This is a genomic window from Burkholderia sp. Ac-20349, from assembly GCF_017104865.1.
GTDB classification, from domain to species: domain Bacteria; phylum Pseudomonadota; class Gammaproteobacteria; order Burkholderiales; family Burkholderiaceae; genus Burkholderia; species Burkholderia aenigmatica.
The window spans coordinates 1-10,931 of record NZ_JAAGPM010000201.1 but is presented as its reverse complement, the minus strand read 5'-3'; the positions used below and the strand labels follow the sequence as shown (position 1 = coordinate 10,931).

Here is a 10,931-nt window from a genome sequence, read left to right as displayed (position 1 = left end):
CCCGCAGCCCGCGCGACACGGTGAGCGTAGGTGCGTTTCATGCGGCGTCCTTCACGAGTCCCGGCCTCGAACGCCGCTTCCGGCGCGCCCGGCGCCGACCAGGTCGCGCGCGGCCGCTATCTCGTCAAGGCCGCCGACTGCGCGGCGTGCCACACCGCCAAGGACGGCGCACCGTTCGCCGGCGGCGCGCCGCTCGAATCGCCGTTCGGCACGTTCTACGGCTCGAACATCACGCCCGACAAGGATCACGGGATCGGCAGCTGGAGCGCGGACGACTTCTACGCCGCGCTGCATGACGGCAAGGCGCCGGGCAAGCGCCTGTATCCGTCGATGCCGTATACGTCGTACCGGCAGCTCACGCGCGCCGACTCCGACGCGATGTACGCGTACCTGAAGTCGGTCAAGCCGGTCGCGCAGGAAAACCGCGAACACGAGCTGAAGTTCCCGTACAACCTGCGTTTCGGGATGGTCTTCTGGGACATGGTGTTCCTGAAGGACAGCCTGCCCGATGCATCGACCGGCCAGTCCGCCGACTGGCAGCGCGGCCGCTATCTGGCGGGCGCGCTCGGCCACTGCGCGGAATGCCACACGCCGCGCGCGTTCACGGGCCAGCTCGACAGCGCGAAGCCGTTCGCGGGCGCGGCGCTCGGCCGTGTGGCGGCGCCCGACATCACGCCGGCCGGCCTGGCCGCGCGCGGCTGGACGGGTGCCGACCTGCAGACGTTCTTCGGCGTCGGCATCGCACCGCAAGGGTCGGCATTCGGCGAGATGTACCCGGTCGTGCACCTGAGCACGCAGTACATGGCGAAGGACGACCTGCGCGCGCTGTCCGTGTACCTGCTGGGCGATACGCCGCCGGCGCCGCAACCGGTGAAACCGGTGTCGGCCGACGCCGCGCAACTCGCCGCCGGCCGCTCGGTGTATCTCGCGGTCTGCGCGGGCTGTCACGGCTTCAACGGCGAAGGCAAGCCGCACGTGGCGGTGCCGATGAACGGCAATTCGACGGTGCGCCAGGGCGATTCCCGCAACCTGCTGGTCGCGATGCTCGACGGCATCGGCGAGCAGAAGTTTGCCGGGTTCGAGAACCTGCAGCCGATGCCCGGTTTCGCGCACACGCTGAGCGACGACGAACTCGCGCAGCTCGCGAACTACCTGCGTGCGACGTGGGGCGGCCAGCCCGCGAGCGTCACGCCGGCCGACGTGAAGGCCATGCGTTAAGTCGTGCCGCCGGGCAGGGCGTCGCGCGCGATTCAGCCGGTTTCCGGTGCTCGCGCGCGACGCGTCGCCCGATTTCTTGCGGCGGTTCTTCAGTAGCCGCCGCCCCCTCCGCCACCCCCTCCGCTGCCTCCCGCGCCGCCACCGCCATACCGGCTCATGCCCGGTCCCTGCGCAGGGCCACTCCCCGACGACATGCATCCCGCCGACAGGACGAGCACCAGCGCGGCGATCAGCGCCGCGGCCAACGTTGCCGATTTCATGTCCGCCTCCTTGCCACGCGCAGGCCGCGGGAAAGGCCGGTTCGCGTGAACCGCACGTCTGCGCGCTGACGAAACACGAGACGTTTCGGGATGGCCGTTTATTCCATGCTTTTTGTGGATCGTCGAACGCGAAGGGGCCGGATCGGAGCCGTCGCGCGGTGCCTTGGTACACTGCGGCACGCCGCCATTCCGATTCCGACTACAAAAACATGAGTGCCACCGTTGAGCGTCCGACGTCGCATCCGTCCCATTCCGTCGTGCTCGGCTGCGTGTCGTTTGCCGTCGGCGGCCCGCTGGTCGCGTCGCTCGCCTGGCCGGCCGTGATGCTGATCGCGTGGTCGTTGATCGACGGCCCGTCATGGGAGGTGCTGAAAGTCAGCGCCGGCATGGTGCTGCTGATCTTCTTCGCATCGTTCCTGTTCGGCTATTTCCTGCCGGCGACCGTGACGGGCGGCATCATGGGCGCAATCGGCACGCGGATCCGGCGGCGCTGGTTCGTGCTGCTGGGGATGATCGTCGGCGCCGGCGCGATGATCGGCTTCGTCGAACTCGAGATGGTCCTGATCAAATCCGACAAATTCGGCGACCTCAACACGATCGCCACGCTCGATGCGATCGTGACGTCGGCCGTGATGTCGTATTGGCTGCATCGACGGCTCGAACGCCGGCGTTGAACGTGAAGCGGTGCGCGATCGGGTGCCCTCGTCGATCGCGCGCCTGCAGCGGGGGCGCCGCGCGGCCGCTTCCGCGGCCTGCGGGCTGCCATGCTGTTCGTGAAGCGGGTGCCACCGTCGCGGTGGCCCACGATCAACGATAGACGAGATCGGCGCGGCGGTTCTGTGCCCAGGAATCCTCGTCGTGGCCGAGCGCCACCGGCTTTTCCTTGCCGAGGCTGACGGCCTCGAGTTGCGTGGCCGGCACGCCGAGCGTTTCGAGCCCGCTCATCACGGCCTGCGACCGGCGTTGGCCGAGCGCGAGGTTGTATTCGGACGTGCCGCGTTCGTCGGTGTTGCCCTGGATCAGCACGTGCCGCGCCGGATGGCTGCGCAGGTAGTCGGCATGCGCCTGCAGCAGCGACTGGTATTCGGGCTTGACGGAGTACTGGTCGAAATCGAAGTAGATGCTGCGCTTCGCGAGCGGGCTGTTCGGATTATTGAGCTCGTCGGCCGTCACCGTTGCGACGGCTTCGCTCGAGGGCGTCGGCGCCATGCCGGCATTCTCGGGCGTCTTGGCCGCGTGGTGGCAACCGGCCAGCAGTACGACGGTTGCCAGGACCGCAATTCGGTTCGTTTTGCTCATCGTTCGTCTCCTGCGGTTGACTGCGTTGAACGCGTGGGGCGTGCGATCGGCACGTCCGTATCCGGCCTCGACAGCGCGAAAGGTCCGGCACCCACGACGTGAATCGTGTTCGTAAGCCGGTGGTGCGCCATATGAAAGAGTGTCGCGACCGGAACGCCAAATCTCGGCGTCGCTGCAAACAGATTAGGAAAAATGTCACAGCGTGACCAGTTTCTCCGCATTTTTTTGCGCCGACGCGACAGACCGGGCGGCATTCTTGCCTTCGTGCGGGGCGATGCCACAGCGAAAAGGCCGCGCACGGGCGCGGCCTTTTCGGTTCAGGGGCGTGACGATCGGGCAGTGCCGGAACGCATGCCTTCGCGGTCGGCGTAGCGGCGTTGCACCGCACCGCGCCGCGTCGTCAGAACTTGTGCCGCAACCCCAGTGCGACGACGACCTGGTTGCTGTTCGCCGACGGCGTCAGCGTCCAGACGGTCGCGTTGAATGCAGGATTGCCGTTGCCGCCGCTCACGCTCTGGTAGACGCCTTCGAGATACGCATCGGTGCGCTTCGACAGCGCATAGTCCGCTTGCGCGACGACCTGGTTCCATTTCGGGCGCGTCTGGCCGGTGCGCGTGTCGAAGCGGCCCATCGTGTACGTGTACGCGGCCGAGAGGCTCAACGCACGCGTGACGAAGAAGTGCCCGTCGACCGTGAAGTTGTCGAACACCAGCGATTCACCCTTCAGCGGTGCGATGCCGCCGCCCTGGAGGACACCCGTCACGCCATCGGTGGTCGAATGCGACCACGCGGCGCCGACCGAATGCGGCCCGAACGCATAACGGCCGGCCGCGGCCCAGATCTGCTGGTTGCCACCCGTGATCGTCGCCGAGCCGTCGACCGTGCTGAGCGCGCCATTCGGGTTCGGCGCATTGCGGTCGCGGCTGATCTTCAGGTAGCCGGCGCCGAGCTTCACCGGCCCGTTCGCATACGACACCCCCGCGCTCCACGCCGCGTTGTTGGCGAACTGGCCGGCCGTGTTCGAGAACCCGTACATCGCGCCGAACGTCAGCCCCCGGTACGTCGGGCTCGTGTACTTCACCGCGTGATTGATGCGAAGGTTGCGGTTCGAATCGTCGTTGTCGTACGGATGAACTGCCAGGTTGCCGCCCCAGCCGGGGCCGGATGCGCCGAGCGGCGTCACGAAATCTAGGATCAGGTCGTACTGGCGGCCGAACGTGAGCGTGCCGGCCGTCTTCGAACTCAGGCCGATCCAGGCCTGGCGGCCGAACATGTCGACGCCTTTCTGCGACAGCGCGCCGGTGGTGCCCGAGAAACCGTTCTCGAGCGTGAAGACCGCCGCCGTCCCGCCGCCGAGATCCTCGCGGCCGCGCAGCCCCCAGCGCGACGCGTTCAGCGCACCGCTCGTCATCGCGACGGTGCCGCTGCCCGGCGAGCCGGCGCCGTGCGTGCGCTGGTTCGTCGCGTAGGTGATCGACGTATCGATCAGGCCGTACAGCGTCACGCTGCTCTGTGCGTGTACACCGCCCGACGCGAGAGCGGTCAGGCACGTGGCAATGGCGGTCCCCGCGAGTCGAGTGCTGGCGTGCTTGTTCATTTTGTAGGAATGCATAGGAGTTTTTATCGTTTTCCCGGCCCGGTGGCCGGCGGATCGAGCGGGCATTATTGGAGATCGTGCGGCGGTCGATTAAGGCGTTGCACAGGAAAGGTCCTCTGCGAAATCGCTCGGAATCGCGGCGGGACGGAAGACGAGGGCGTGCGGTGCGGTGGAACGCGAGCGCCGGGTTGGCGATGCGTTCGAGGGGGACGTCGGGGGATTCAGGCGGCCATCGCGTGATCGTCGGTCGAGCGATCGACGGCGAGCAGTCTAACGGCGAGCAACCGGCAGCGCGGCTTCGACGCCACCGCTGCGATACGCGGCGCGGACGGCGATCGCCCAGGCTTCGAGCGCTTCCGGCGAGAGCCAGGGCCGCAACCGAACCGCGACGCGCGGCAACGCGGCAAGCTGATCGCGCAGGCGCACGATCGACCGGCAGCCACGGAATGCCGACGATCGTGCATCGGGGCCCGACGCGGCTTCGGCAAGCTCGGCCGTCCACTCGACGCCGCGGTGGCCCCTGACTTCGTCGAGGTGCGGCAGATGACGCGCGTCGCCCGATAACGCGATCAACAGCGCGGCCCATTGCGCGCCGCGCCATCCAAGGGCCATGTCGCACGTGAGATCAGCCAGCAGCGCGTCGTCCAGCACGGACAGGCTTTGCTGGCACAGGTAGTGGAAGTCGAGCGGCTGGTAGCGAACCTGCGGGTAGTCGCGCAGCACATGCCCGAGTTCGGCGCCGGTCTCGACGGCGGCGGCCAGGAATTGTTCGGCCGGCGCGGGACGGTTCAGCAGCAGCGTCGGCACGCTCCGGTAGAGCCGGTAGATGTCGTCGGGGTGATAGTGCATCGCGAATGTCGGAGTGATCGACCGGCGCGCGCGGTGCGCCGTTCAGGTTTTCTGCTGGTCGCCGGACAGTAGTGCCGTATAACGCCGCTGCATTTCATCGGGTTCGACCGCTTCGATCGTATGCCCGATCAGCCATTCGTAACCGAACGGGTCGCGAATCTTGCCGGAACGCTCGCCGTAGAACTGGTCCTGGATCGCGCGTGTCAGCTGCGCGCCGGCCGCGATTGCGGCGGCGATCGTCGCGTCGGCGTCGTCGACATGCAGGTGAAGCGCGATCGGCGCCTGGCCATCCGGGTCGAGGGCGAAGATATCGTATTCGGGGAACTCGTCCGAGATCATCAGCGTGCATGGCCCGAGCTGCAATTCCGCGTGGCCGATGCGTCCCGACGGCTCGACGAGGCGGAATTTCTCCTGCGCGCCGAACGCCTTCGCATAGAACGCGATGGCGTCGTCTGCGTGCTTGGCGCGCAAATAGGGAAAGACTTCGTGAATCGCCATGGTGCTCTCCGGTTGATGGTGTGGGTGTCGCTCGATCCTGTCGGGCCACGCGGGCCCGGTGTTGAACAAAATTTACCGCCTCGCCCGGCATCGGGTCAGAGCGGAACGTGAAAGCCGTTCGCGTTCGCGCGTTGCCGGCACTCTTCCGGCGACAACCCCGTGAACGCGCGAAACTCGCGGTTGAAATGCGGCCGGTCGGCCTAGCTCGCGGCAAAGTTCATTCCGGATCGGAAACGGCGGGTCCGACGCCCAGACCGAGTCGATGAAGGGCCGCAGGGCGCCGCCGGGGCGGCGGCTGACGATCATGCCTTTACCGTGTCATGAACGGCGAACACGCCGATTCTACAAACGAATCGCGCGGGTGGGGGACGGGCGGCGATGGCGAGCGGATGCTGACCGGTGGACTGTCGTCCGCAATCCGCCGATCGGTCATTGTTGCGATTCCGCGGCGGGTCGAAAGCGATCGCGATACGCACCCGGGCTAAGGCCGACCTTCTCCTTGAACAGCCGGCAGAAAGAGCTCGTATCGCTGTATCCCACCTGGGCCGTGATCCGCTCGAGGCTGAGATCGCCGGCCTCCAGCAAACCGCGCGCGGCTTCGATGCGCAGGCTCTGCAAATACCGCAAGGGCGGCTGATTCAGCGCGGCCTGGAATCGGCGGATGATCGTGCGCTCGCTCACGCCAAGGTCATGCGCCATCGCCGACATCTTCACGTCCTTCGTCATGTTCTTCTGCAGCCAATGCTGCGCGCGGTGAACCAGCGAATCGGCGTGCGTCTTGTCCGTCAGCAACGGGAGGTACGGCGATTGCCTGGTCTGGCTCACGTCGATCAGCATCGTTTTGGCGCACTGTGCCGCGATGATCGCCCCAGCGAAACGCTCGATGACATGGATGGTCTGCAGCAGGTAGGACGCTGACGCACCGGCACAGATCAGTCGATCCGCCTCGGTGACGACGGGTTCCAGTTGAAGGTCGACACGGGGAAACCGGTGGCGAAACTGGTCGGCCAGCCACCACGTGGTCGTTGCAGGCCGTCCGTCCAGGAGGCCGGTGTTGGCCAGCACGAACGTGCCGGTGCAGTTTGCCGCAAGGTAGGCCCCCGCGTTCCATTGCGAAACCAGCCAGTCGCATGCGGCAGACTGTCGTGCCAGCAACTGGTCGAACGCCTTGCCGCTCGCATAGTGCGCGCTGGGAATGAAAACCAGGTCGAACTGCTCTTGCGGCCGGATCGGCTCCGTGTTCAGTTGTAGCCCGTTGCTCGCCATCACGGGCTTCCCCGTCGGAGATAAGAACCGCCATTCGAACTGCGCATGTCCATCGCCCCGCTGTCGCCGCAAATGCGAGTTCGCAATCTGGAGGATGTCGGCGAACCCGCCCAGGCTGGAGGCGTAGCAATCGTCATACGCAAGGATGGCGGCGCGGGGCATGGCGTGTCGGATATCGCACTCAATGTGTCAGTTTAGCCAATGTACGGTAATTCGAACTGCGAGGAAACTGTCCAGGTCCACCGGGGGCCAGTCGCGTTTCCGGCTTGCGAAGGCGCTTTCGTCTCAACCTGAACCGAAAACATCATGAAAACCAGGATCACCGAACTCTTCGGCATCGACTATCCGATCATCCAGGGCGGCATGCACCACGTCGGGTACGCGGAGCTGGCGGCAGCCGTCTCCAATGCCGGCGGCCTCGGCATCATTACCGGCCTGACCCAGCGATCGCCGGCGGATCTCGCTGCCGAAATCCGGCGTTGCCGCGAGATGACCGACAAGCCGTTCGGCGTGAACCTCACGTTCCTGCCGACGGTCACGTCCCCTGACTATCCCGGCTATATCCGGGCCATCGTCGAAGGCGGGGTCAAGATCGTCGAAACGGCCGGCAACAACCCGCAGCCCTACCTGGCCGCGCTCAAGGACGCGCATGTCAAGGTGATCCACAAGTGCACGTCGGTTCGTCATGCGCTCAAGGCCGAATCCATTGGCTGCGATGCGGTCAGCGTCGACGGATTCGAATGCGGCGGCCATCCGGGCGAGGACGACATTCCGAACTTCATCCTGCTGCCGCGCGCGGCCGACGAGCTCAAGATCCCGTTCGTGGCCTCCGGCGGCATGGCTGATGGCCGGTCGCTGGTTGCCGCACTTTCGCTGGGCGCGGACGGCATCAACATGGGCACGCGCTTCATTGCCACCCGCGAGGCGCCGGTGCACGAGAACGTGAAGCAGGCGCTGGTCGCGGCGACCGAACTGGACACGCGGCTGGTCATGCGCCCGTTGCGCAATACCGAGCGCGTGCTGCGCAATGCCGCGGTCGACCGCATCCTCGACAAGGAAAGCAAGCTCGGCGCCAGTATCCGGTTCGACGATATAGTCGAAGAGGTCGCCGGCGTGTATCCGCGCATCATGAAGGAGGGCGCGCTCGACGCGGGCGCCTGGTCGTGCGGCCTGGTCGTCGGGTTGATCCGCGATATTCCGACCGTGAAGGAGCTCGTCGATCGCATCGTAAGCGAGGCGACGGAGATCATTCGCGGCCGGCTGGCAGGTATCGCGGGTTGATATCGAAGTGAGACACGAGATGCCGCTGGCCTTCGGTGACGAAGGTGACGAACGAGCGGCGTCGAACGCGCGATGAGCGGCCTGTTGCGGAGTTCATCGCCCCCGCTCCATCGCGAACCCGTGCTCGCGATCGAATCGCGCGATCGCCAAAACGCATGTTGACGGATCTTGTCGCCGCGCAGCGATATAATTCGCGCTCCGAGGGCATTCGAGCCCGACCGCGAATACAAGACAAGAAGAAGCAGACATGGCTCCGTCTCAACCGCATGCATTGCAGCGTCCGCCCGCTGAAGTCCTGTATGCCGATCAGCTCGCCGAGCTGAAGGCGCAGGATGGCGGCCAACCCCGTCCGCCGGGCTGGCAACTGAGCCTGACGGCCGCTCGTGCATTCATTGCCGGCGATCGCTCGCTCGGCATTGCGCCGAAAATCGTCGCGCCGATCGCAAGCATCGAGCGCATGCTCGTCACGCTCGCCACCGGCCGCGGACTGATGCTGGTCGGCGAACCGGGTACCGCGAAGTCGATGCTGTCCGAGCTGCTGGCGGCCGCGATCAGCGGCACGTCGACGCTGACGATCCAGGGCGGCGCATCGATCACCGAAGACCAGATCAAGTACGGCTGGAACTACGCGTTGTTGATCAACGAAGGACCGAGCCCGCGCGCGCTCGTGCCCGCGCCGCTGTACCAGGGCATGCACGACGGCAAGATCGTGCGCTTCGAGGAAATCACGCGCGCGCCGCTGGAGGTGCAGGACTGCCTGCTCGGCATGCTGTCGGATCGCGTGATGGCGGTGCCCGAACTGCATGGCGAACACGGGATGCTGTATGCGCGCGAGGGTTTCAACATCATCGCGACCGCGAACACGCGCGATCGTGGCGTGAACGAGATGAGCGCGGCGCTCAAGCGGCGCTTCGATTTCGAAACCGTGTTTCCGATTCTCGACTTCGACAGCGAACTCGCGCTCGTGCGCGAAGCCAGCGCGCGCCTGCTGGCCGGCAGCGGCATTCCGGCGGCCGTGCCGCAGCCGGTGCTGGAACTGCTGATCACCACGTTTCGCGATCTGCGCGGCGGGGCCGGCGACGGCACAGGCAGCGACGGCGCGATGGATCGGTTGACGGCGGTGATGTCGACAGCCGAAGCGGTGAACGTCGCGCATGCGGTCGGGGTGCGCGCTTGGTTCCTCGAGCAACGCGAAGGATCGCCGCAGGATCTCGTCGACTGCATCGCCGGCACCGTCGTCAAGGACAACGCCGACGATCGCGCGAAGCTGCGCCGCTACTTCGAACAAAAGGCCGCGCGGCGCGAAGGGGCGCACTGGCGCGCGTACTACGCGGCACGCCACCGTCTGCCGTGACGCGCGACATGAAGGCGACCGATCGCGGCGGCATGCCGGGGCGGGGACGGATTGCGCCCAACGCGTTCGACGTACACGGCATGCACTGCGTGCACGGCGGCAAGGGCAGGCCGGGCGCCATCGCCGGCGCCGCATGCCTCGACGTCGACTGACGGGCGGCGCATGCAGACCGAGACGTCCAGCAACCCGCACATCGTCGGCATCCGGCATCACAGCCCCGCCTGCGCGCGGCTGGTGGCCGAGCGTATCCGGGCGCGGCGGCCGCGCTACGTGCTAATCGAAGGGCCGGCCGACTTCAACGGCCGGCTCGACGAACTGTATCGTCCGCACCGCCTGCCGATCGCGATCTACAGCTATCTGTCCGGCGATGCCGCCCATTACGGCTCGTGGACCCCGTTCGCCGAGCATTCGCCGGAATGGCAGGCCTTGCAGGCGGGGCGCGAAGTCGGCGCGTCGGTTCGCTTCATCGACCTGCCCGCGTGGCACGCGGCGTTCTCGCAGCGGGAGAACCGCTATGCCGATGTCGCGGACGCCGAACACGAGGCACGTGCCGCCGCCTACGAGCGCGCGCTGGCGGACACGCTTGCCGTGCAGGGCCGCGATGCGCTCTGGGACCACCTGTTCGAGAACGTCGGCGAGACGCCGGACGCGCTGGACGAGCTCGCGCAGCGCCTGTCGACCTACTTCTCGCATCTGCGCGACGCCGATCCGGGCTCGCTCGGCAACCAGGCACGCGAACGGATGATGGCGCGCTGGATCGCGTGGGCCGTCGCCGAAGCCGGCGGGCGGGCGGACGACGTGCTGGTGGTCTGCGGCGGCTATCACGCGCCGGCGCTGGCACGACTCTGGCGCACGCTGCCGGCCGCGTTGCCCGATACGCCCGAACCCGGCGCGCTCGATGGCGGCGCCTGCACCGTGCTCGATGAACAGACTGAACAGACGGACGACGCCGGCGTGCCCGTGACGGATGCGAATACCGCCGACGGGGCCGCGCGCGGCGTCCGCTACGGTTCCTATCTCGTGCCTTACACGTTCAAGCGCCTCGACGCATTCGCGGGCTACGCGTCGGGCATGCCTTCGCCGGCCTATTACCAGTGGGTCTGGGCGTACGGCACGGAAGAGGCCGCGCGGCGTGTGCTCGAAAACGTGATGCAGCGGCTGCGCGCGCGCAAGCTGCCGGTATCGACTCCCGCCCTGCCGGGCGCGGCACGCCACGCGTGTCGACGCCGCGGCTGCGGCAGCACGAGTCGCCTTTTCCGTCCGCCTGCGTGCCCCGCTCGCCGATTCGAGCGGCGAACGCCGTGCGGCG

General features: G+C 66.9%; 11 protein-coding genes. 6 read left to right on the top strand and 5 right to left on the bottom strand.

Annotation, left to right across the window (positions count from 1 at the left end):
• The first annotated feature begins 39 nt into the window (after positions 1-39).
• Together G3N61_RS35840 and G3N61_RS35835 are read left to right on the top strand one after the other, a co-directional pair.
• Positions 40-1,218, top strand: coding sequence for a cytochrome c (locus tag G3N61_RS35840; RefSeq protein WP_241018066.1), 1,179 nt, complete (start codon positions 40-42; stop codon positions 1,216-1,218).
• Positions 1,219-1,687: 469 nt separating this feature from the next.
• Complete coding sequence (locus tag G3N61_RS35835) at positions 1,688-2,152, top strand: hypothetical protein (protein WP_205824730.1); 465 nt, start codon at positions 1,688-1,690, stop codon at positions 2,150-2,152.
• A gap of 133 nt (positions 2,153-2,285) precedes the next feature.
• Here G3N61_RS35835 and pal read toward each other — a convergent pair whose 3' ends face one another.
• The 5 genes from pal to G3N61_RS35810 all read right to left on the bottom strand — a co-directional run bounded on the left by pal (position 2,286) and on the right by G3N61_RS35810 (position 7,149).
• Positions 2,286-2,777: a peptidoglycan-associated lipoprotein Pal gene (pal, locus tag G3N61_RS35830; RefSeq protein ID WP_043186780.1), complete on the bottom strand. Its 492-nt coding sequence runs from the start codon at positions 2,775-2,777 to the stop codon at positions 2,286-2,288.
• Between the two features lie 400 nt (positions 2,778-3,177).
• Positions 3,178-4,374, bottom strand: a complete 1,197-nt coding sequence (locus tag G3N61_RS35825) for a porin (RefSeq protein WP_089452957.1) — start codon at positions 4,372-4,374, stop codon at positions 3,178-3,180.
• A gap of 270 nt (positions 4,375-4,644) precedes the next feature.
• A complete protein-coding gene (locus G3N61_RS35820) occupies positions 4,645-5,223 on the bottom strand; it encodes a hypothetical protein (protein ID WP_205824729.1) in 579 nt (192 codons plus the stop codon).
• Positions 5,224-5,265: 42 nt separating this feature from the next.
• Positions 5,266-5,721 (bottom strand): VOC family protein, encoded by a 456-nt coding sequence (locus G3N61_RS35815; protein WP_205824727.1) that lies wholly within the window; start codon positions 5,719-5,721, stop codon positions 5,266-5,268.
• Positions 5,722-6,150: 429 nt separating this feature from the next.
• Positions 6,151-7,149 carry a helix-turn-helix domain-containing protein gene (locus G3N61_RS35810; protein WP_205824725.1) on the bottom strand — a complete coding sequence of 333 codons (999 nt, stop codon included), beginning with the start codon at positions 7,147-7,149 and terminating at the stop codon, positions 6,151-6,153.
• 144 nt (positions 7,150-7,293) lie between these two features.
• Between G3N61_RS35810 and G3N61_RS35805 the strand changes: the two genes are divergently transcribed.
• The 4 genes from G3N61_RS35805 to G3N61_RS35790 form a co-directional block, all read left to right on the top strand.
• Positions 7,294-8,268, top strand: a complete 975-nt coding sequence (locus G3N61_RS35805; RefSeq protein ID WP_205824724.1) for a nitronate monooxygenase family protein — start codon at positions 7,294-7,296, stop codon at positions 8,266-8,268.
• A 247-nt stretch (positions 8,269-8,515) separates the two neighbouring features.
• Positions 8,516-9,622 carry an AAA family ATPase gene (locus G3N61_RS35800; protein WP_089452934.1) on the top strand — a complete coding sequence of 369 codons (1,107 nt, stop codon included), beginning with the start codon at positions 8,516-8,518 and terminating at the stop codon, positions 9,620-9,622.
• Between the two features lie 8 nt (positions 9,623-9,630).
• The gene (locus G3N61_RS35795) at positions 9,631-9,774 is read left to right on the top strand and encodes a hypothetical protein (protein WP_179258806.1); all 144 of its coding nucleotides are present in this window, start codon (positions 9,631-9,633) and stop codon (positions 9,772-9,774) included.
• A 10-nt stretch (positions 9,775-9,784) separates the two neighbouring features.
• On the top strand, positions 9,785-10,931 hold a 1,147-nt coding region (locus G3N61_RS35790; protein ID WP_241018065.1), incomplete at its 3' end, for a DUF5682 family protein.

Bases quoted from the DNA above. Each gene is read 5' to 3' on its own strand.
- G3N61_RS35840 (WP_241018066.1), top strand. From the start codon at position 40: ATGCGGCGTCCTTCACGAGTCCCGGCCTCGAACGCCGCTTCCGGCGCG.
- G3N61_RS35835 (WP_205824730.1), top strand. From the start codon at position 1,688: ATGAGTGCCACCGTTGAGCGTCCGACGTCGCATCCGTCCCATTCCGTC.
- pal (WP_043186780.1), bottom strand. From the start codon at position 2,777: ATGAGCAAAACGAACCGAATTGCGGTCCTGGCAACCGTCGTACTGCTG.
- G3N61_RS35825 (WP_089452957.1), bottom strand. From the start codon at position 4,374: ATGAACAAGCACGCCAGCACTCGACTCGCGGGGACCGCCATTGCCACG.
- G3N61_RS35820 (WP_205824729.1), bottom strand. From the start codon at position 5,223: ATGCACTATCACCCCGACGACATCTACCGGCTCTACCGGAGCGTGCCG.
- G3N61_RS35815 (WP_205824727.1), bottom strand. From the start codon at position 5,721: ATGGCGATTCACGAAGTCTTTCCCTATTTGCGCGCCAAGCACGCAGAC.
- G3N61_RS35810 (WP_205824725.1), bottom strand. From the start codon at position 7,149: ATGCCCCGCGCCGCCATCCTTGCGTATGACGATTGCTACGCCTCCAGC.
- G3N61_RS35805 (WP_205824724.1), top strand. From the start codon at position 7,294: ATGAAAACCAGGATCACCGAACTCTTCGGCATCGACTATCCGATCATC.
- G3N61_RS35800 (WP_089452934.1), top strand. From the start codon at position 8,516: ATGGCTCCGTCTCAACCGCATGCATTGCAGCGTCCGCCCGCTGAAGTC.
- G3N61_RS35795 (WP_179258806.1), top strand. From the start codon at position 9,631: ATGAAGGCGACCGATCGCGGCGGCATGCCGGGGCGGGGACGGATTGCG.